The following is a 22,067-nucleotide window of genomic DNA, read 5'->3' as shown; positions in this document are numbered from 1 at the left end:
GAGTGTGATGCGTATCCACCCCACAGGAAACCGCACATGCCAATCCAACCGACAACCCACCGGGTCCAACATTTCGACACCCTGGTGTCACCGCTCGAGAGCAAGGAAGAACCGACCTGGCTACGGCGCGCCACCCCCGAACAACGTCGCTTGCTGCAAGAACATCACAAGGCCGGACGGCAGGCTCGAGCCCTGGCCATGCAAGATTTTGCCGACATTCAGAGTCTGTACGAATACACCGAAACAGCACTGGATCAGTTGGACCGCAATGATTTCACCCCTGAGGTCTTCCTGCATGCCCATCAGCGCCTGGGGCTCAGCAAGAACTACAAGGACTACCTCCAACCGTTACTCTCTGCTTCCGCGCTACGCACGGCAAAACTCAACGCCTACCTGGCAACCCTGCGCGAAGAAAGCACGATCGCAACCATCAAGGGCTATCTCGCCAAGGACGGTCAGACCATCATCAAGTGGATACTGGACGCATTCGAAGCGGGCTCGCCCGAATTTACCCAGCACGGCCCCTTCATCGGAGCGACCCCGATAACGTGCTCCTCAGTGCGCTTGCTCAAGGACGTGGAACTTGCCGACATGATCCTGTTCGGCCCGGACCTCGATGAGTCCCCCTGCGTTGCCTATGTTCCTGGCCACCCACGACATCCGCTCAAGCAGTATGCCAGCCGTACGGGCTTTTTCACCGAGTTGCGGCGACAACTGCTGGACAGCAAGTTCCAACATTTCCTGCAGCGCTTCATTCCCTTTGAGCAACAGCAGCGGATCTTTGCCGCGTGGCGTGATCAGGAGCAGTTGTTCGACTTATCCATTTCCAGTGTTGCGCTTACGCAAGGACTGGCCCCCTATGTACACGCGAATATGGTTAAAAGGCTGCTGGATGACGCCACCTACCTGGTGCCGATCGACACTGCCCATGCCCAACGCCTGGACTTTCTTGAAGCCAATTTCGCCACGACCATAGAGGAGCACCTGATGATCGGGGCTGGCCCGGGCGTCAGTTCCGGCGAAGAAGACGAAGGCCTTCCCCCTTCCGAATGGATTGCACCCTTGCATTGGGTGTCCGAGCCAGACGGCGCCATCAGGCGCTGGAGAGCCGACCTGAGCAACTTCACGCTGGGCAGCCCCACCTCCCCCGTCGAACCGGACGCTCAGGGCATCCATCACTTCAACAATTACCAGGCGATCCGCATCAACCAGGAACTCTATCGCGTGCAGGAAACTGCCGGGGGGAGTTGGCGTATCGCACACCCGAAGGACCCAAAAGCCTTCGGCCCTGCGCTGCACCATAACGGTTGCGGCGCCTGGCATCACAGCCTGGAACAACCGGCTCGTTGGAGTCGCTTGTCGCTATTACGCCGCCTGGGGCCACTTGTCGAGGGTTTCAGCGATGACAGGTTGCTGATGCTGGGCCGCATGAGTGGCGTGAGCAATGCCCGGTTACGTCGCGTCTACCTGCTCGATCGCCCTGCGCCCGCCCTGCTTCGGTATGTAATCGCCCGTGCCCGCGCCTATGACGAAGCCGCCTACGCCATCAACCTGATACGCCAGGGACAAGCACTGCCCGAAGGGTTCGACACGCCAGTGGTTCAGGCTTTCCAGCGCCTCGTCGTGCAAGCCCTCGGATTACCGAGCCCCCACCGGGTACGGCGCGACTCTGACGACGAATCACCACCTGAACAATGCGAGGCGAGCTGCACTGCTCCACCTGCCGAGCTGCTTGGATCCTGGACTTCAAGGTTGTTGAACAGCATTTTCATACATCGATTCGAACTGTCCCAGGTGCCGCCGGACCTGACCGTGCACACGCTGCGACAGCACTATCCAGACCTGCCCCTGCACGTTGCACAAGAAATGCTTGAAAACAATGTACGCTGTGTGGCGGAACAACTCAGGCTTGACCACTCGGCCCTGGAGTTCACCGAACAGGTCCTGGCAGTCCAGCAGCAAGCACGCCTTGCTCAGGCCCTGGAAGGCTTCAGCACACCCTGGGCGGACAACCAGGACGCTCGGATCCTGGCTTTTCGCTTGCTGGAGTTCCTTCCCGGGTGGCAAGCCGGTACGCCGCTGCTGCTGCGCTCGGAAAACCGTTTTGGCAGCCCCCTGGCCCGCCTGGGCACGGTCGATGTCGACACCCCCACGGTCTACCAGGACCGCGAAGAGGGCTGGTTCGCCAGTGGAATAGACGAGGTACTTCACGCCCATGACTTGAGCGAATACGGTTTTTACCGCAGCCTGCTGGCTGTCATGAGCGACACTCAGCGCCAAAGCCTCGGGCTTGGCCTGAACGAGGCCGAACGCCTGTATCAAAACCTGCGCGAGCTGGCCACCACCCGACCGCTGCGGTCGGCACTGCTCCTGGATCTTTCCGTTGAGCACCAATGGCTAACCCCTCCCGAAGTGGAAGCGCTCCGGAGCAGCCTTGAGAGGATTCCTACCTCTCTTTTTTTAAATCAACTTAATGTGCACGAGCGTCTGACACGCCTGGTCAGTAGTCACACGCAATTCGGCGAAACGGGCACCACGAACATCATCGAGAATTTTATTCGCGACACCTTACAGCGCAACCAACCCCTCGGGCCGCTGGTATCGCAACTGGAAGTTGAGCGCCAGCAGCTTGAAAGTACGCTGCATGACTGGAGCGAGCGTCTTTTCAATAGCATGCGCCGAAGTGAGGGCTCGCTCCTACCGCCTGCTACAGTCGAAATACTCGCTCTGGGGACCAGGGAGACTTGTCGTCAAATCACGCAAAGAATACTGCACGCATGGGAAGCACGGATCGCCCTGCGTACAACGGCATTAACGTTTGATATGATGGTCCTCGACTTCCCCCCTCTGCCTGCGGCACTTCCCGCAGTGACCCAATTGGTCGTCCGGGGAAGTACGCAAGCGCTTCCCGCGCAATTTCTCGAGCACATGCCAAACCTCGTGACGCTCACGATAGACGGGCTTATCACGCAGTTACCAGCAGCATTGGGGCAGTTGCACGCACTGCGTCGCCTGGACCTTTCCGGAACGCGGCTTGCCCCCGCCGCCTTGGCGCCCCTGGCCAGCCTGACTCGACTGGAACACCTGCTACTCAATAACATATCGCTACCAGCCTTTAGCTGGAGCGCTAATAACATGCGCCATGTCACGGCCAGCCCTGCCTTGCAGAGTCTGTCCATTCACGGTTCGAACGCTCGCTTCGATCCCGGCGTCTTCGCTGTCCTGGGCAGCCGATCGTCCCTGCACACCCTGCTACTGGGAGCGAATCAGCTCAGCCTTGACGAACAGGATGTGCAGGCCCTCGCCAACCTCACACAACTGCGTCGACTGGACCTTTCCAACAACCCACTGGTACGCACACCCGACGTCAGTCGAATGCAGGCCCTGGAGGAGCTTGACCTGGCAGACTCACAAATCAGCCAATGGCCAACAGGCCTGGAACAGCTGCAGAACCTTCAGCACATTGATCTCAGAAATTTGCAAATCACAGAACTTCCGGTAGGAGCAGGCAACCTGCCAGGATTACATTTATCACACCATCACCTGACGCCGGATGCATACAGCCGATTCATACAAGAAAGGGCCATCGCAGGTACTGAAACCTTTTCAGATTCCGACATGGAGACCGACGACCGCTCGGAAGATTTCGACAGCGAGACCGACGACCGCCCGGAAGACTCACCCGCACATTGGGCGCCCTCCGTGAACTGGCAAGGTCGCGCCTTGGCCCTGCTCGACGGCATGTCGGAACAGGATCGTCAGCGAGCCAGCCAGTTGGTGAGCTTAAATCAATCCCGGGTTGAGTTCATCGAGCTACTGATCCGCATGAGCCGGTCCGCGCAGGCCCGGATGCCTGGCGCTCGAATGCTTGAGCGGATTCAGACTGTCATCAGGGGCGCCTTTTGCACCGATCTACGCCGGGTATTATTTGAAATAGGGGACGAAGCGGTTGCCTGTGTCGACCGTGACGCATTGGTATTCTCGCAAATAGAGGACGTGGTCGAAGCCCACAATTCGCTATCAAAAGCCGACGACGAGTCGGGCACAGCAGTGCTCATCGCCATGGGCACCAGCCACTGGCGGGCGCAATACCTCAAGATGTATGTAACCAGCAACATCAACGCATGGCAGAATCAAGGGCATCCCATCGAGTACAGTGAAATCGAACTGTACTTTCGTTTAGCGTTGGCCACACGCCTGGGGTTACGCAACCAACCCGGCACCCAAGTGTATACCAGCTACACCACCTGGATCACCCCGGGCATGATCGATACCGCCGAGGCCGCGATACTGGACAACCAGGCAGCGCTTTTGCCACATTACCTGCATTCGCAGCAGTACTGGCAACACTACCTCGATTCCACTCAGTCCATGCGCATAGAAGCCATCAATCATTGGCGCGCGCGCATCGGAGAATACCTGGATGCCATGGGCAGCGAAGCGGATGTACCGCCAACACTGAGCGACTTCGAATCGCATCGATTGCATCAGGTGTTGGTCGATATCGGCTATCTAGGCCCTTTGGAGACCTTGAGCGGGGATCGGCGCCTGAACGACGCTCAGGTACGAGCGGCCTACGAGGCGCTGGGCCGGATGGTGGATCAGGCCAGGCTGGAGCTGACCGAGGCGGTCCTGCAAAGCCAGGCACGCATGGACGCAGAGCCGCAACCGGGCCCCTCTCGCCGCAACTGATGCCTTGAAAACGCGCGGTTCTGCCCTGGCGAAAGCGGGCAGGGCCGCTGCTAAAGATGCGCTCCCCTTACCGAAGCCGCTACAAATTTGCCATCATCTGAGTTCCACTCGCGGAGAAATTTGCCATGCGGTTACGCCCCTTACTTGCGACCCTCATCCTGAGCATCAACGTCTCGGTGCAGGCCGCCACTGAAATCATCACGCCGAATCACCGCACCGGCGAAGACCTGCTACCGGCGGCGCAGTCCTTTCTCGGCAACGATGGCAGCGTCACAATCGTCGGTAACCAGCTGATCGTCAAGACCGAAAATGCACGCAAGATCACGGAACTGCGCGCCCTGATCGAGCAACTCGATACCGCGCCCAAACGCCTGCTGATCAGCGTCGATACCAGTGACAGCAACGACCAGTACGACCCCGATGGCAGCCGCGTCATTCGCCACAGCACCAGCAACCGCACGGGCGGCCTGCAACAGATCCAGGCCAGCGAAGGCTCGCCAGCACTGATACAGATGGGTCAGAGCGTGCCGCTGACCAACGTGCAAGCGAACTACTACGGCGGACTCCAAAGCCAGACCCAATACCGCAATGTCACTCAGGGCTTCTACGTCACCGCCAGCGTCACCGGCGAGACCGTGCACCTGAACATCAGTACCAACAATGACCGAATGAGCCAGGAACGCCCTGATGTAGTGAAGGTGCAAAGTACCGACACAAAAGTCAGCGGCAAGCTGGGTGAGTGGATCACCCTGGCAGGGGTCAATCAGCAGAGTCAGGCCGAACGCAGCGCTTCAGCCCTCACCTACAGCACCCAGCGCGGTGAAAACATGACATTACGGGTAAAAGTCGACACCCTGGACTGAAGTCAGACAAATCAAGGCCTCGACCCAAGGCCTTAAAACTGACCGGCAAGTCGTATTAGACCAAAGATGTAGTGCCACGAAAAAAGCACTACAAAACATTTGACGCCCCCATAACGTCGAGGCATGATGGCCCCGCTCCCGCTCATCAGAGGCCCTGGCAAGGGCTTTCGAGGCGCGCTCTAACCTACCCACCTGAGCCGCTTCGTGTCTGTACCGCCCACAAGGCAGTTGGACGAGATTGCGACTGCAACGAAGTTGTCCCGAGGGACGGAAGCGCATTAAAAAGGTACCCGGCAGCACTGTTCACTGCAGTTCGGCAACCACGAGCCACCCTGCAGCGAAAACCTTGCCCACCTGCTCACTTCCCCTTTGAGCCCCATCGTTCGACCGTCGCACATTTCGCCCATACTGAATCTTTGCCAGGCTTCTGATCTGCGCAGTAGAGAGCGCGATTTTTTACCCAAGACCGATGCGACGAGGTTTATTTCCATGGCACTGACACGCGAACAGCAAATTGCAGCCCTCGAAAAAGACTGGGCCGAAAACCCGCGCTGGAAAGGCGTGACCCGTACCTACACCGCCGCTGATGTCGTACGTCTGCGTGGCTCGGTCCAGCCTGAGCACACCCTGGCCCGCATGGGTGCCGAGAAGCTGTGGAAGCTGGTCACCCAGGGTGCACACCCGGCCTTCCGTCCAGAGAAAGATTTCGTCAACTGCATGGGCGCCCTGACCGGCGGCCAGGCTGTACAACAGGTCAAGGCCGGTATCCAGGCGATCTACCTGTCCGGCTGGCAAGTGGCTGCCGACAACAACTCGGCCGAGTCCATGTACCCAGACCAGTCGCTGTACCCGGTGGACTCGGTCCCAACTGTGGTCAAGCGCATCAACAACTCGTTCCGTCGCGCCGACCAGATCCAGTGGAAAGCCGGCAAGAACCCGGGCGACGATGGCTACATCGACTACTTCGCACCGATCGTGGCTGACGCTGAAGCCGGTTTCGGCGGCGTGCTGAACGCCTATGAGCTGATGAAGAACATGATCGAAGCAGGCGCCGCTGGCGTTCACTTCGAAGACCAGCTGGCCTCGGTGAAAAAATGCGGCCACATGGGCGGCAAGGTACTGGTGCCCACCCAGGAAGCCGTGCAAAAGCTCAGCGCTGCTCGCCTGGCTGCTGACGTTGCTGGCGTACCGACCATCATCCTGGCCCGTACCGACGCCAACGCCGCTGACCTCTTGACCAGCGACTGCGACCCGTACGATCAGCCATTCGTGATGGGTGAACGCACCCCCGAAGGCTTCTACAAAGTCCGCGCCGGCCTGGATCAAGCCATTGCCCGCGGCCTGGCCTACGCCCCTTACGCCGACCTGATCTGGTGCGAAACCGCCAAGCCGGACCTGGACGAAGCCCGTCGCTTCGCCGAAGCGATCAAGAAGGAATACCCGGACCAGATCCTGTCCTACAACTGCTCGCCTTCCTTCAACTGGAAGAAGAACCTGGACGACGCAACCATTGCCAAGTTCCAGCGCGAGCTGTCGGCCATGGGCTACAAGCACCAGTTCATCACCCTGGCCGGCATCCACAACATGTGGCACGGCATGTTCAACCTGGCGCACGATTACGCCCGCAACGACATGACCGCCTACGTGAAACTGCAAGAGCAGGAGTTCGCTGACGCCTCCAAAGGCTACACCTTCGTGGCTCACCAGCAGGAAGTCGGCACCGGCTACTTCGACGACATGACCACCGTTATCCAGGGTGGCAAGTCTTCGGTAACCGCACTGACCGGTTCGACCGAGGAAGAGCAGTTCCACTGATCACGCAACGCTTGCTGAAATTCGGGTGACACGCAAAACCCGGGGCCTGTGATGGGGCTCCGGGTTTTGTTTTTGTGTAGGAGCGGGCTTGCCCCGCGATAGCGATCTATCAGTTACATCGCCACCGCAGGTCATGCCCGCTCGTACAGGCTATGCTAGGTGCATAACAACACCAAGGATTGGCCATGTCCCGCCCCGTCACCCTGCTCTGCCTGGCCCTGTTCGGCGCTGCCTTCTATCTATATGCACTGGCCAGCGGCAATGCGCTGCTGGGCTTGGCAGTCAAGCCGATCCCGGTACTGGCCCTGATCTACTGGCTCAGCACTGCAGAACCCACTCACTATCGGCGCTGGATCATCATCGGCCTGGGCTTTTCCTTGCTCGGTGACATTCTGCTGGCCGTGCCGGGCGACCTGTTCGTGTTTGGCCTGGCGGCCTTCCTCTGCGCGCACCTGGCTTACCTGCGTGGCTACCTGGGCGAAAGCCGCCAGCCGGCACCCGCCGCCCTGCTAGCCTCGGTAGTTGCCGGGGCCGCATTGCTGGGGCTGCTAGTCAGCTCCGGCCTGGGAGAACTGCTGATTCCCGTCAGCGTGTATGCCCTGGCGATCAGCGCCATGCTCTGGCGCGCCCTGGCCTGTGGCGGGCTCGCGGCTCTGGGCGCAGTCGCGTTCGTGTTTTCCGACAGCCTGATCGGCATCGACCGCTTCGTCAGCCCGTTTGGCGCCGCCCAATACCTGATCATCCTTGCCTACTGGCTGGGCCAGTGGGCGATTGCAGCCTCGGCCTACACCAGGCAATCGGCAAAAGCCTTGATCCAGAGCGCGGCAGGGCAAGAAAAAACAGGTTAAAACACAGGGTGTGGAAACTTGCAGGTGCCGGCTATGTTGCACAACTTTGTAGTTGACTCGAACAGTAGGACTAATCGCACAACCTCAAATGATATTAATTATCATTACGAAGCAACCAATTCATTACGCGTTGCAAGAAACATAATTAACAGAACCCGGGGCAATGCCCGGTCCACGTGGCCTGCAGGCTGTTACGAAAGATTTTTGTTCTTAATCTTACGAATAAATTTGCTGCAGAAATTTTACTTGCACCGGGTTTACCCATAAAATCAGCGCGATAGATTTCGCTGCGACATATCGTCACTGCTCTACTTCTTTTCAAGCCGCAGAGACTGGTCTCTGTATAAGGATTTTCAGCATGCCCGATTCGACAGGACTCATCGCCCACAACTGGGGCTTTGCCATTTTCCTTTTGGGTGTCGTAGGCCTGTGTGCCTTCATGCTCGGTCTGTCCGCCCTGCTCGGCAGCAAGGCCTGGGGCCGCAGCAAGAACGAACCCTTCGAGTCCGGCATGCTGCCCACTGGCGGCGCCCGCTTGCGCCTGTCAGCCAAATTCTATCTGGTCGCGATGCTGTTCGTGATCTTCGATATCGAAGCCCTCTTTCTCTTTGCATGGTCTGTGTCCGTCCGCGAAAGCGGCTGGACCGGATTCGTCGAAGCACTCGTTTTCATAGCAATTCTGTTGGCAGGTCTTGTCTACCTATGGCGCGTCGGGGCACTTGATTGGGCTCCCGAAGGTCGCCGCAAGCGGCAAGCGAAGCTGAAACAATGAGGCTTTGGCAATGCAATACAATCTCACCAGAATCGACCCGGATGCTCCCAACGAGCAATATCCAATCGGAGAACGGGAAACCGTCTCCGATTCGCTGCTAGAGGACCAGGTCCACAAGAACATCTTCATGGGCAAACTTGAAGATGTGCTCAGTGGCGCGGTCAACTGGGGGCGTAAGAACTCCCTGTGGCCCTACAACTTCGGTCTCTCTTGCTGCTACGTGGAAATGACCACGGCCTTTACGGCGCCCCACGACATCGCGCGCTTCGGCGCCGAAGTCATCCGGGCATCGCCGCGCCAGGCCGACTTCATGGTCATCGCCGGCACCTGCTTCATCAAGATGGCGCCGATCATCCAGCGCCTGTACGAGCAGATGCTCGAGCCCAAGTGGGTCATCTCCATGGGTTCGTGCGCCAACTCCGGTGGCATGTACGACATTTACTCGGTCGTTCAGGGGGTCGACAAGTTCCTCCCCGTGGATGTCTATGTCCCTGGCTGCCCGCCTCGCCCTGAAGCCTTCCTGCAAGGCTTGATGCTGTTGCAGGAGTCGATTGGCAAGGAGCGTCGTCCTCTTTCCTGGGTTGTCGGCGATCAAGGCATTTACCGTGCCGAGATGCCGTCGCAGAAAGAGCAACGCCGTGAACAGCGCATCCAGGTCACCCACCTGCGCAGCCCCGACGAAGTCTGATCCAGCGACCTGTTGCCTGCGCACGCGCGACAGGCAGCCTGGCTTCATTCTCTACGTTGACCCAAAGCGACCGAGACCATGACAGCGGACACCGCTATTTATATCCCGCCTTACAAGGCTGACGACCAGGATGTGGTCGTCGAACTGAACAACAAATTCGGCCCCGAAGCGTTCGTCGCCCAGGAAACCCGCACCGGCATGCCGGTGCTTTGGGTTGCCCGCGAAAAACTCAAGGACGTGCTGAGTTTCCTGCGCAATGTCGCCAAGCCGTACAGCATGCTGTACGACCTGCACGGCGTCGACGAACGCCTGCGCACCCAACGACGCGGCCTGCCGGGTGCCGACTTCAGCGTGTTCTACCACCTGCTGTCGGTGGAACGTAACAGCGACGTGATGATCAAGGTGGCCTTGAGCGAAGGCGACCTGAACCTGCCTACCGTCACCGGCATCTGGCCCAACGCCAACTGGTACGAGCGTGAAGTCTGGGACATGTTCGGCATCGACTTTGCCGGCCACCCGCACCTGACCCGGATCATGATGCCGCCGACCTGGGAAGGTCACCCGCTGCGCAAGGACTACCCTGCCCGCGCCACCGAATTCGATCCGTACAGCCTGACCCTGGCCAAGCAGCAGCTCGAGGAAGAAGCAGCGCGCTTCAACCCTGAAGCCTGGGGCATGAAACGTCATGGCACCAACGAGGACTACATGTTCCTCAACCTGGGCCCGAACCACCCTTCGGCCCACGGTGCCTTCCGTATCGTTTTGCAGCTGGACGGCGAAGAGATCGTCGACTGCGTCCCGGACATCGGCTACCACCACCGTGGTGCCGAGAAGATGGCCGAGCGTCAGTCCTGGCACAGCTTCATCCCCTACACCGACCGTATCGACTACCTCGGCGGGGTGATGAACAACCTGCCGTACGTCCTGGCGGTGGAGAAGCTGGCCGGCATCCAGGTGCCGCAGAAAGTCGACGTGATCCGCATCATGCTCGCCGAGTTCTTCCGCATCACCAGCCACCTGCTGTTCCTGGGTACCTACATCCAGGACGTCGGCGCCATGACCCCGGTGTTCTTCACCTTCACCGACCGCCAGCGCGCCTACACCGTGATCGAAGCCATTACCGGTTTCCGCCTGCACCCGGCCTGGTACCGTATCGGTGGTGTCGCCCACGACCTGCCACGCGGCTGGGAAAAGCTGGTCAAGGACTTCGTTGACTGGCTGCCAAAGCGCCTCGACGAATACACCAAGGCCGCCCTGCAGAACAGCATCCTCAAGGGCCGGACCATCGGCGTTGCCGCCTACAACACCAAAGAGGCCCTGGAATGGGGCGTCACCGGTGCCGGCCTGCGTTCGACCGGTTGCGATTTCGACCTGCGCAAGGCGCGCCCGTACTCCGGCTACGAGAACTTCGAGTTCGAAGTACCGCTGGCCAGCAATGGCGATGCCTATGACCGCTGCATGGTTCGCGTCGAAGAAATGCGCCAGAGCATCAAGATCATCGACCAGTGCCTGCGCAACATGCCCGAAGGTCCGTACAAGGCGGATCACCCGCTGACCACGCCGCCGCCCAAAGAGCGCACGCTGCAGCACATCGAGACCCTGATCACGCACTTCCTGCAAGTTTCGTGGGGCCCGGTCATGCCGGCCAACGAGTCCTTCCAGATGATCGAGGCGACCAAGGGCATCAACAGTTACTACCTGACGAGCGACGGCGGCACCATGAGCTACCGCACCCGGATCCGCACCCCGAGCTACCCGCACCTGCAGCAGATCCCTTCGGTGATCCGCGGCAGCATGGTTGCGGACCTCATTGCGTACCTGGGCAGTATCGACTTCGTTATGGCTGACGTGGACCGCTAAGCATGAACAACACGCTTATCCAAACCGACCGTTTCGCCCTGAGCGAAACCGAGCGCTCGGCCATCGAGCACGAGATGCATCACTACGAGGATCCCCGCGCGGCGTCCATCGAAGCCCTGAAGATCGTTCAGAAGGAACGCGGCTGGGTGCCGGACGGCGCCATCTATGCCATCGGCGAAGTGCTCGGCATTCCTGCCAGCGACGTCGAAGGCGTGGCGACCTTCTATAGTCAGATCTTCCGTCAGCCGGTTGGCCGGCACATCATCCGCGTCTGCGACAGCATGGTCTGCTACATCGGCGGCCACGAGTCGGTAGTCAGCCAGATCCAGAGCGAGCTGGGCATCGGCCTGGGCCAGACCACCGCCGACGGCCGCTTCACCCTGCTGCCGGTGTGCTGCCTGGGTAACTGCGACAAGGCCCCGGCGCTGATGATCGACGACGACACCTTTGGCGACGTGCAACCTGCCGGCGTCACCAAGCTGCTGGAGGGTTACGTATGACCATCACTTCCTTCGGCCCGGCCAACCGCATTGCGCGCACCGCCGAAACCCACCCGCTGACCTGGCGCCTGCGTGACGACGGCGAGCCACTGTGGCTCGACGAGTACCAGGCCAAGGACGGCTACGCCGCCGCGCGCAAGGCCCTGGCGCAGATGTCCCAGGACGATATCGTCCAGACCGTGAAAGATTCCGGGCTCAAGGGCCGTGGCGGTGCGGGTTTCCCCACCGGCGTCAAATGGGGCCTGATGCCCAAAGACGAGTCCATGAACATCCGTTACCTGCTGTGCAACGCGGATGAAATGGAGCCCAACACCTGGAAAGACCGCATGCTGATGGAGCAACAGCCCCATCTGCTGATCGAAGGCATGCTGATCAGTGCCCGGGCACTCAAAGCCTACCGTGGCTATATCTTCCTGCGTGGCGAGTACACCACTGCGGCGGCCAACCTCAACCGCGCGGTTCAGGAAGCCAAGGCCGCCGGCCTGCTGGGCAAGAACATCCTCGGCAGCGGCTTCGACTTCGAGCTGTTTGTCCACACCGGTGCCGGTCGCTACATCTGCGGTGAAGAAACCGCCCTGATCAACTCCCTCGAAGGCCGCCGTGCCAATCCGCGCTCCAAGCCGCCCTTCCCGGCCGCTGTCGGCGTGTGGGGCAAGCCGACCTGCGTGAACAACGTCGAAACCCTGTGCAACGTGCCGGCCATCGTCGGCAACGGCATCGACTGGTACAAGTCGCTGGCCCGCGAAGGTTCTGAAGACCACGGCACCAAGCTGATGGGCTTCTCCGGCAAGGTCAAGAACCCCGGCCTGTGGGAACTGCCGTTCGGCGTCACTGCCCGCGAGCTGTTCGAAGACTACGCAGGCGGCATGCGCGATGGCTTCAAGCTCAAGTGCTGGCAGCCAGGCGGCGCCGGTACTGGTTTCCTGCTGCCCGAGCACCTGGATGCGCAAATGTACGCCGGTGGCATCGCCAAGGTCGGCACCCGCATGGGTACCGGCCTGGCCATGGCCGTGGACGACAGCGTCAACATGGTCTCGCTGCTGCGCAACATGGAAGAGTTCTTTGCCCGTGAATCCTGTGGCTTCTGCACCCCTTGCCGCGATGGCCTGCCGTGGAGCGTCAAGCTCCTGCGCGCCCTCGAGAAAGGCCAGGGCCAGCAGGGCGACATCGAGACCCTGCTGGGTCTGGTCGGCTTCCTCGGCCCAGGCAAGACTTTCTGTGCACACGCCCCGGGCGCCGTTGAGCCGCTGGGTAGCGCGATCAAGTACTTCCGCCCTGAGTTCGAGGCTGGCATTGCCGCCCAGGCACCGGCTGCTGCCGCTGCCGGCCTGCGCCCGGACCTGGCGAAGCCGATTGTCGTCGGCGCATAACAAATAACAAGGCGGGCGGTCCGTGCCGCCCGCTGCCTGTACAGCTCGCCCGGGGATACCTGGCGCGGGCTGCAGGCACACAGATTTCCATTAGCCACGCCCGCAGACGCGGGCCAACGAAGAACTTTGAACCATGGCCACTATCCACGTAGACGGCAAAGAGCTCGAAGTCAACGGCGCAGACAACCTGTTACAGGCGTGTCTGTCGCTCGGCCTCGACATCCCCTATTTCTGCTGGCACCCGGCGCTCGGTAGCGTCGGTGCCTGCCGCCAGTGCGCGGTCAAGCAATACACCGACGAGAACGACACCCGTGGTCGTATCGTCATGTCCTGCATGACCCCTGCCACCGATGGCAGCTGGATCTCCATCGAAGACGAAGAAGCCAAGGTATTCCGTGCCAGCGTCGTCGAATGGCTGATGACCAACCACCCGCACGACTGCCCGGTGTGCGAGGAAGGCGGTCACTGCCACCTGCAAGACATGACGGTGATGACCGGCCACAACGAGCGCCGCTACCGTTTCACCAAGCGTACCCACCAGAACCAGCAACTGGGCCCGTTCATCTCCCACGAGATGAACCGCTGCATCGCCTGCTACCGTTGCGTGCGTTACTACAAGGACTACGCTGGCGGTACCGACCTGGGCGTGTTCGGTGCCCACGACAACGTCTACTTTGGGCGTGTTGAAGACGGCACCCTCGAGAGCGAGTTCTCCGGCAACCTCACCGAGGTCTGCCCGACCGGTGTGTTCACCGACAAGACCCACTCCGAGCGCTACAACCGCAAATGGGACATGCAGTTCGCCCCGAGCATCTGCCATGGCTGCTCCAGCGGTTGCAACATCAGCCCGGGCGAGCGTTACGGCGAACTGCGTCGCATCGAAAACCGCTTCAACGGTTCGGTCAACCAGTACTTCCTCTGCGACCGTGGCCGTTTCGGCTATGGCTACGTCAACCGTGAAGACCGTCCACGCCAGCCACTGCTGGCCGATGGCAGCAAGCTGAGCCTGGATGCCGCCCTGGACAAGGCCGCCGACATGCTGCGCGGGCGCAATATCGTCGGTATCGGCTCGCCGCGCGCCAGCCTCGAAAGCAACTATGGCCTGCGTGAGCTGGTCGGTGCCGAGCACTTCTACTCGGGCATGGAAGCCGGTGAACTGGCGCGCGTACGCCTGGCCCTGCAAGTGCTCAACGACAGCCCGCTGCCGGTCCCGACCCTGCGCGACATGGAAGACCATGACGCGGTGTTCGTCCTCGGCGAAGACCTGACCCAGACCGCAGCCCGCGTGGCCCTGGCCCTGCGCCAGTCGGTCAAGGGCAAGGCCGAAGCCATGGCCGATGCCATGCGCGTTCAGCCTTGGCTCGATGCCGCGGTGAAGAACATCGGCCAGCACGCCATGTACCCGCTGTTCATCGCAAGCCTGGCCGAAACCAAGCTCGATGACGTTGCCGAAGAGTGCGTGCACGCAGCCCCTGCAGACCTCGCCCGCATCGGTTTCGCCGTGGCGCACGCCATCGACCCGAGCGCACCTGCCGTCGACGGCCTGGATGCCGAAGCCCTGGCCCTGGCCAAGCGCATCGCCGACGCCCTGGTGGCGGCCAACCGTCCGCTGGTGGTTGCCGGTACCTCGCTGGGCTCCAACGCCCTGATCGAGGCCGCGGCCAACATCGCCAAGGCCCTGAAGCTGCGTGAGAAGAACGGCTCCCTGAGCCTGGTGGTCCCCGAGGCCAACAGCCTCGGCATGGCCATGCTCGGTGGCGAGTCGATCGATGCCGCCCTGGACGCGGTGATCGAAGGCCGTGCCGACGCCATCGTCGTGCTGGAAAACGACCTGTACAGCCGCGTTGCCGCTGCCAAGGTCGACGCTGCCCTGGCCGCTGCCAAAGTGGTCATCGTTGCCGATCACCAGAAAACCGCCACCAGCGAGCGCGCTCATCTGGTGCTGCCGGCGGCGAGCTTCGCCGAAGGCGACGGCACCCTGGTCAGCCAGGAAGGCCGCGCCCAGCGCTTCTTCCAGGTGTTCGATCCGACCTACCTGGACAGCAGCATCCTGGTTCACGAAGGCTGGCGCTGGATGCACGCCCTGCGTGCCACCTTGCTCAACAAACCGGTCGACTGGACCCAGCTGGACCACGTCACCAGCGCCTGCGCCGCCGCTGCGCCGCAACTGAGTGGCATCGTCAACGCCGCGCCGTCCGCTTCGTTCCGCATCAAGGGCATGAAGCTTGCGCGTGAGCCGCTGCGCTACTCCGGCCGTACCGCCATGCGCGCCAACATCAGCGTGCATGAGCCGCGTACCCCGCAAGACAAGGACACCCCGTTCGCCTTCTCCATGGAAGGTTACTCGGGTTCGGCCGAACCGCGCTCGCAAGTGCCGTTCGCCTGGTCGCCAGGCTGGAACTCGCCACAAGCCTGGAACAAGTTCCAGGACGAGGTCGGTGGTCACCTGCGCGCAGGCGACCCGGGCACCCGCCTGATCGAAACCCAGGGCGACAAGCTGAACTGGTTCGCCAGCGTTCCGGCGGCATTCGCCCCGGCCCGCGGTACCTGGCAGGCGGTGCCGTTCTACCACCTGTTCGGCAGCGAAGAGAACTCTTCGCGCGCAGCACCGGTGCAAGAGCGTATCCCGCAGGCCTACGTTGGCCTGGCCAAGTCCGAGGCCGACCGCCTGGGGGTCAACGATGGCGCCCTGCTCAGCCTGAACGTCGCAGGCCAGACCCTGCGTCTGCCGTTGCGCATCAATGAAGAACTGGGCGCAGGCCTGGTTGCCCTGCCCAAAGGCCTGGCCGGCATTCCGCCAGCCATCTTCGGTGCATCCGTCGAAGGCCTGCAGGAGGCAGCACAATGACCTGGTTCACCCCTGAAGTGATCGATGTGATCATCACCGTCATCAAGGCCATCGTGGTCTTGCTGGCCGTGGTGGTCTGCGGTGCGCTGCTCAGCTTCGTCGAGCGGCGCCTGCTGGGCTGGTGGCAGGACCGTTACGGTCCGAACCGCGTCGGCCCGTTCGGTATGTTCCAGATCGCCGCCGACATGCTGAAGATGTTCTTCAAGGAAGACTGGAACCCGCCCTTCGTCGACAAGGTGATCTTCACCCTGGCGCCGGTGGTGGCCATGAGCGCCTTGCTGATCGCTTTCGCGATCATCCCGATCACCCCGACCTGGGGTGTCGCGGACCTGAACATCGGCCTGCTGTTCTTCTTCGCCATGGCCGGTCTGTCGGTATACGCGGTGCTGTTCGCCGGCTGGTCGTCGAACAACAAGTATGCCCTGCTCGGCAGCCTGCGGGCCTCGGCCCAAACCGTGTCGTACGAAGTGTTCATGGGCCTGGCGCTGATGGGCATCGTCGCCCAGGTCGGCTCGTTCAACATGCGCGACATCGTCGACTACCAGGCGCAGAACCTGTGGTTCATCATTCCGCAGTTCTTCGGCTTCTGCACCTTCTTCATCGCTGGCGTCGCCGTGACTCACCGTCACCCGTTCGACCAGCCCGAAGCGGAACAGGAACTGGCCGACGGTTACCACATTGAATATGCTGGCATGAAGTGGGGCATGTTCTTCGTCGGTGAGTACATCGGCATCATCCTGATCTCGGCGCTGCTGGTAACCCTGTTCTTCGGTGGCTGGCACGGCCCGTTCGGCATTCTGCCGCAACTGTCGTTCGTCTGGTTCGCCCTGAAGACCGCGTTCTTCATCATGCTGTTCATCCTGCTGCGCGCTTCGATCCCGCGCCCGCGTTATGACCAGGTGATGGACTTCAGCTGGAAGTTCTGCCTGCCGCTGACCCTGATCAATTTGCTGGTGACCGCTGCGCTTGTGTTGCTCAACACGCCAGCTGTTGCGGCCCAGTGAGGATTTGACCCATGTTCAAGTATATTGGCGACATCGTTAAGGGCACTGGCACCCAGCTACGCAGCCTGGTAATGGTGTTCTCTCACGGTTTTCGCAAACGTGACACCCTGCAGTACCCCGAAGAGCCGGTCTACCTGCCGCCACGCTACCGTGGCCGCATCGTCCTGACCCGCGACCCGGATGGCGAAGAACGCTGTGTAGCGTGCAACCTGTGTGCCGTGGCCTGCCCGGTGGGTTGCATCTCGCTGCAGAAAGCCGAAACAGAAGACGGTCGTTGGTACCCGGAGTTCTTCCGCATCAACTTCTCCCGTTGCATTTTCTGCGGCCTCTGCGAGGAAGCCTGCCCGACCACCGCGATCCAGCTCACGCCGGATTTCGAAATGGCCGAGTTCAAACGTCAGGACCTGGTGTACGAGAAAGAAGATCTGCTGATCTCCGGCCCCGGCAAGAACCCTGATTACAACTTCTACCGTGTTGCAGGTATGGCCGTTGCCGGCAAGCCCAAAGGCGCCGCGCAGAACGAAGCCGAGCCGATCAACGTGAAGAGCTTGCTCCCTTAAGGAAGAAAGATGGAATTCGCTTTCTATTTCGCATCCGGTGTCGCAGTGGTGTCCACCCTTCGGGTGATCACCAACACCAACCCGGTGCACGCCCTGCTCTACCTGATCATTTCGCTGATCTCCGTGGCGATGACCTTCTTCGCCCTCGGCGCGCCGTTCGCCGGTGTCCTGGAAGTGATCGCCTATGCTGGCGCCATCATGGTGCTGTTCGTCTTCGTGGTGATGATGCTCAACCTGGGGCCGGCTTCGGTCGCCCAGGAGCGCGGCTGGCTCAAACCGGGCATCTGGCTCGGCCCTGTGGTGCTTGGCGCACTGCTGCTGGTCGAGCTGCTGTACGTGCTGTTCGCCAGCGAAAGCGGCGCCGGCATCGGCCACACCACCGTTGACGCCAAGGCCGTCGGCATCAGCCTGTTCGGCCCTTACCTGCTGGTGGTGGAACTGGCCTCGATGCTGCTGCTCGCTGCAGCGGTGACGGCTTTCCACCTCGGCCGCAACGAGGCGAAGGAGTAATCACATGCCAGCAATTCCTCTCGAACATGGCCTGGCAGTCGCCGGCATCCTGTTCAGCCTCGGCCTCGTTGGCCTGATGGTGCGCCGCAACATTCTTTTCGTGTTGATGAGCCTGGAAATCATGATGAACGCCTCGGCATTGGCCTTCATCGTTGCGGGCAGCCGCTGGGCGCAACCGGATGGGCAGATCATGTTCATCCTGGTGATCAGCCTGGCAGCGGCCGAGGCCAGTATTGGCCTGGCGATCCTGCTGCAGCTGTATCGCCGCTTCCACACCCTCGACATCGATGCAGCCAGTGAGATGCGCGGATGAACCTTCTCTTTCTGACGTTCGTATTCCCCCTGATCGGCTTCCTGCTGCTGTCGTTCTCGCGCGGTCGCTGGTCCGAGAACCTGTCGGCGCTGGTCGGTGTCGGCTCCATTGGCCTGTCGGCCATCGTCGCCGCCTACGTGATCTGGCAGTTCAACGTCGCACCGCCGCAAGGCGGCGCGTACAGCCAGCTGCTGTGGCAGTGGATGTCGGTGGACGGTTTTGCGCCGAACTTCACCCTGTACCTGGACGGCCTGTCGGTGACCATGCTTGGCGTGGTCGTTGGCGTGGGCTTCCTGATCCACCTGTTCGCCTCCTGGTACATGCGCGGTGAAGCCGGCTACTCGCGCTTCTTCGCCTACACCAACCTGTTCATTGCCAGCATGCTGTTCCTGATCCTGGGCGACAACCTGCTGTTCATTTACTTCGGTTGGGAAGGCGTGGGCCTGTGCTCGTACCTGTTGATCGGTTTCTACTACAGCAACCGCAACAACGGTAACGCCGCACTCAAAGCCTTCATCGTCACCCGTATCGGCGACGTGTTCATGGCCATCGGCCTGTTCATCCTGTTCCAGCAACTGGGCACCCTGAACATTCAGGAACTGCTGGTGCTGGCCCCGCAGAAGTTCCAGGCGGGTGATTTCTGGATGGTCCTGGCGACCCTGATGCTGCTCGGCGGCGCGGTCGGTAAATCGGCCCAGCTGCCACTGCAGACCTGGCTCGCCGACGCAATGGCCGGCCCTACTCCGGTTTCGGCGCTGATCCACGCGGCAACCATGGTCACCGCAGGTGTCTACCTGATTGCCCGTACCCACGGCCTGTTCGCCCTGGCACCCGACGTGCTGCACCTGGTCGGTGTGGTCGGCGGCGTGACCTTGGTACTGGCAGGCTTCGCAGCCCTGGTTCAGACCGACATCAAGCGTATCCTCGCCTACTCGACCATGAGCCAGATCGGCTACATGTTCCTGGCCCTGGGCGTGGGTGCCTGGGAAGGCGCGATCTTCCACCTGATGACCCACGCCTTCTTCAAGGCCCTGCTGTTCCTTGCCTCCGGTGCGGTGATCGTTGCCTGCCACCACGAGCAGAACATCTTCAAAATGGGCGGCCTGTGGAAGAAACTGCCACTGGCCTACGCCAGCTTCATCGTCGGTGGTGCAGCCCTGGCTGCCCTGCCGCTGCTGACCGCCGGCTTCTACTCCAAGGACGAGATCCTCTGGGAAGCGTTCGCCAGCGGCAACAACGGCCTGCTGTACGCCGGCCTGGTCGGCGCCTTCATGACCTCGCTGTACACCTTCCGCCTGATCTTCATCACCTTCCACGGTGAAGCCAAGACCGAAGCTCACGCTGGCCACGGCATCGCCCACTGGCTGCCACTGGGTGTGCTGATCGTGCTGTCGACCTTCGTCGGTGCCTGGATTACTCCACCACTGGCGGGCGTGCTGCCGCAAAGCGTCGGCCATGCCGGCGGTGAAGCCAAGCACAGCCTGGAAATTGCCTCGGGCGCCATCGCCATCGCCGGTATCCTGCTGGCCGCGATGCTGTTCCTGGGCAAGCGTCGCCTGGTCACCGCGATCGCCAGCAGCAGTATCGGTCGTGTGCTGTCGGCCTGGTGGTTCGCCGCCTGGGGCTTCGACTGGATCTACGACAAGCTGTTCGTCAAACCTTACCTGCTGATCGCCCACATCCTGCGCAAGGATCCGGTAGACCGCAGCATTGGCCTGATTCCGCGTATGGCCAAGGGCGGTCATGCCGCCATGAGCAAAACCGAAACCGGTCAGCTGCGCTGGTACACCGCTTCGATCGCCGTAGGTGCCGTGCTTGTTCTCGGTGCCGTTGTTATGGCTGCGGTCTGATATGAACCTTGCGACTTTGCGAAAGGAATTGAGCCCGTCATGATTTTGCCTTGGCTGATCCTGATCCCCTTCATCGGCGGCCTGCTGTGCTGGCTGGGTGAGCGCTTCGGCGCCACCCTGCCGCGCTGGATTGCGCTGCTGACCATGTCCCTGCTGCTGGCTACCGGCCTTTGGCTGTGGGCCAACGGCGACTACACCCTGGCCCCTGCGCCGGGTGCCGCACCACAGTGGGCCTACGAGTTCAAAGTGCTGTGGATCGAGCGCTTCGGCATCAGCCTGCACCTGGCCCTGGACGGCCTGTCGCTGCTGATGATCCTGCTCACCGGCCTGCTCGGTGTGCTCTCGGTACTGTGCTCCTGGAAAGAGATCACCCGCCACGTCGGCTTCTTCCACCTCAACCTGATGTGGATCCTCGGCGGCGTGGTCGGTGTGTTCCTGGCTCTGGACCTGTTCCTGTTCTTCTTCTTCTGGGAAATGATGCTGGTGCCGATGTATTTCCTCATCGCGCTCTGGGGTCACAGCTCCTCGGATGGCAAGAAGACCCGGATCTACGCCGCGACCAAGTTCTTCATCTTCACCCAGGCCAGCGGCCTGATCATGCTGGTGGCGATCCTCGGCCTGGTCCTGGTCAACTACAGCAACACCGGGGTAATCACCTTCGACTACACCCAGTTGCTCAAGGCCGAGCTGCCAGCTGGCACCGAATACCTGCTGATGCTCGGCTTCTTCATCGCCTTCGCGGTCAAGCTGCCGGTGGTACCCTTCCACTCCTGGCTGCCTGACGCTCACGCCCAGGCACCGACCGCAGGCTCCGTGGACCTGGCGGGTATCTTGCTGAAAACGGCGGCCTACGGCCTGCTGCGTTTCGCCCTGCCGCTGTTCCCCAATGCCTCGGCCGAGTTCGCACCGATCGCCATGACCCTGGGTCTGATCGGGATTTTCTACGGTGCGTTCCTGGCCTTCGCCCAGACCGATATCAAGCGCCTGATCGCCTTCTCCAGCGTCTCGCACATGGGCTTCGTGTTGATCGGTATCTACTCCGGCAGCCCGCAAGCCTTGCAAGGTGCGGTGATCCTGATGCTGGCGCATGGTGTGTCGGCTGCGGCGCTGTTTATCCTCAGCGGCCAGCTGTACGAGCGTCTGCACACCCGTGACATGCGTCAGATGGGCGGTTTGTGGCACCGCATCGCCTACCTGCCAGCCGTCAGTCTGTTCTTCGCCGCTGCCTCGCTCGGTATGCCGGGCGCCGGTAACTTCGTGGGTGAATTCCTGATCCTGATCGGCACCTTCGCCGTCTCGCCATGGATCACCGTCATCGCCACCTGCGGCCTGGTGTTCGGTTCGGTCTACTCGCTGATCATGATTCACCGTGCCTACTTCGGCCCGTCGAAGTCGGATGAAGTCCTGGCTGGCATGGATACCCGCGAATTGATCATGGTACTGGGCCTGGCTGGCCTGCTGATCCTGCTGGGCGTCTACCCGCAGCCGTTCCTCGACACTTCCGCTGCAACAATGACAGGTGTGCAGCAGTGGTTCGGCTCCGCTTTCACTCAACTCGCTTCGGCCCGGTAAGA

The 22,067-nt window shown here is 61.2% G+C and carries 16 protein-coding genes; all 16 read left to right on the top strand.

What is annotated here, in order from left to right; genetic code table 11:
- The first annotated feature begins 36 nt into the window (after nt 1–36).
- The 16 genes from EXN22_RS11025 to nuoM all read left to right on the top strand — a co-directional run bounded on the left by EXN22_RS11025 (nt 37) and on the right by nuoM (nt 22,065).
- Nucleotides 37–4,692, top strand: a complete 4,656-nt coding sequence (locus tag EXN22_RS11025) for an NEL-type E3 ubiquitin ligase domain-containing protein (RefSeq protein WP_130264073.1) — start codon at nt 37–39, stop codon at nt 4,690–4,692.
- 125 nt (nt 4,693–4,817) lie between these two features.
- Nucleotides 4,818–5,555: a secretin N-terminal domain-containing protein gene (locus EXN22_RS11020; RefSeq protein ID WP_130264072.1), complete on the top strand. Its 738-nt coding sequence runs from the start codon at nt 4,818–4,820 to the stop codon at nt 5,553–5,555.
- Nucleotides 5,556–6,044: 489 nt separating this feature from the next.
- Nucleotides 6,045–7,370, top strand: coding sequence for an isocitrate lyase (aceA, locus tag EXN22_RS11015; RefSeq protein ID WP_130264071.1), 1,326 nt, complete (start codon nt 6,045–6,047; stop codon nt 7,368–7,370).
- Nucleotides 7,371–7,555: 185 nt separating this feature from the next.
- The gene (locus tag EXN22_RS11010; RefSeq protein WP_130264070.1) at nt 7,556–8,218 is read left to right on the top strand and encodes a lysoplasmalogenase; all 663 of its coding nucleotides are present in this window, start codon (nt 7,556–7,558) and stop codon (nt 8,216–8,218) included.
- 358 nt (nt 8,219–8,576) lie between these two features.
- Nucleotides 8,577–8,990, top strand: coding sequence for an NADH-quinone oxidoreductase subunit A (locus EXN22_RS11005; RefSeq protein ID WP_010220397.1), 414 nt, complete (start codon nt 8,577–8,579; stop codon nt 8,988–8,990).
- A gap of 10 nt (nt 8,991–9,000) precedes the next feature.
- Nucleotides 9,001–9,678 carry an NADH-quinone oxidoreductase subunit B gene (locus EXN22_RS11000; RefSeq protein WP_130264069.1) on the top strand — a complete coding sequence of 226 codons (678 nt, stop codon included), beginning with the start codon at nt 9,001–9,003 and terminating at the stop codon, nt 9,676–9,678.
- 78 nt (nt 9,679–9,756) lie between these two features.
- Nucleotides 9,757–11,538, top strand: a complete 1,782-nt coding sequence (gene nuoC / locus EXN22_RS10995; RefSeq protein ID WP_130264068.1) for an NADH-quinone oxidoreductase subunit C/D — start codon at nt 9,757–9,759, stop codon at nt 11,536–11,538.
- Nucleotides 11,539–11,540: 2 nt separating this feature from the next.
- Nucleotides 11,541–12,038, top strand: coding sequence for an NADH-quinone oxidoreductase subunit NuoE (gene nuoE / locus EXN22_RS10990; protein WP_130264067.1), 498 nt, complete (start codon nt 11,541–11,543; stop codon nt 12,036–12,038).
- Nucleotides 12,035–13,408: an NADH-quinone oxidoreductase subunit NuoF gene (gene nuoF, locus EXN22_RS10985; protein WP_130264066.1), complete on the top strand. Its 1,374-nt coding sequence runs from the start codon at nt 12,035–12,037 to the stop codon at nt 13,406–13,408. The genes nuoE and nuoF overlap by 4 nt, the downstream gene beginning before the upstream one ends.
- A 133-nt stretch (nt 13,409–13,541) precedes the next feature.
- Nucleotides 13,542–16,256 (top strand): NADH-quinone oxidoreductase subunit NuoG, encoded by a 2,715-nt coding sequence (nuoG, locus tag EXN22_RS10980; RefSeq protein WP_130264065.1) that lies wholly within the window; start codon nt 13,542–13,544, stop codon nt 16,254–16,256.
- Nucleotides 16,253–17,260: an NADH-quinone oxidoreductase subunit NuoH gene (gene nuoH / locus EXN22_RS10975; RefSeq protein ID WP_038996049.1), complete on the top strand. Its 1,008-nt coding sequence runs from the start codon at nt 16,253–16,255 to the stop codon at nt 17,258–17,260. Before nuoG ends, nuoH begins: the two co-directional genes overlap by 4 nt.
- 11 nt (nt 17,261–17,271) lie before the next feature.
- Entirely contained in the window at nt 17,272–17,820 is a 549-nt protein-coding gene (nuoI, locus tag EXN22_RS10970; RefSeq protein ID WP_009400993.1) for an NADH-quinone oxidoreductase subunit NuoI, read from the top strand.
- A 9-nt stretch (nt 17,821–17,829) separates the two neighbouring features.
- The gene (gene nuoJ, locus EXN22_RS10965) at nt 17,830–18,330 is read left to right on the top strand and encodes an NADH-quinone oxidoreductase subunit J (protein WP_038996050.1); all 501 of its coding nucleotides are present in this window, start codon (nt 17,830–17,832) and stop codon (nt 18,328–18,330) included.
- A gap of 4 nt (nt 18,331–18,334) precedes the next feature.
- Nucleotides 18,335–18,643 carry an NADH-quinone oxidoreductase subunit NuoK gene (gene nuoK / locus EXN22_RS10960; RefSeq protein WP_130264064.1) on the top strand — a complete coding sequence of 103 codons (309 nt, stop codon included), beginning with the start codon at nt 18,335–18,337 and terminating at the stop codon, nt 18,641–18,643.
- Nucleotides 18,640–20,493, top strand: a complete 1,854-nt coding sequence (gene nuoL, locus EXN22_RS10955) for an NADH-quinone oxidoreductase subunit L (protein WP_130264063.1) — start codon at nt 18,640–18,642, stop codon at nt 20,491–20,493. The genes nuoK and nuoL overlap by 4 nt, the downstream gene beginning before the upstream one ends.
- Before the next feature lie 39 nt (nt 20,494–20,532).
- Nucleotides 20,533–22,065 carry an NADH-quinone oxidoreductase subunit M gene (nuoM, locus tag EXN22_RS10950; protein WP_130264062.1) on the top strand — a complete coding sequence of 511 codons (1,533 nt, stop codon included), beginning with the start codon at nt 20,533–20,535 and terminating at the stop codon, nt 22,063–22,065.
- Nucleotides 22,066–22,067: the final 2 nt, after the last annotated feature.

The organism is Pseudomonas tructae, from assembly GCF_004214895.1.
GTDB classification, from domain to species: domain Bacteria; phylum Pseudomonadota; class Gammaproteobacteria; order Pseudomonadales; family Pseudomonadaceae; genus Aquipseudomonas; species Aquipseudomonas tructae.
Note: the sequence above shows the minus strand (reverse complement) of the source record. Positions and strands in the feature narration are given on the sequence as shown.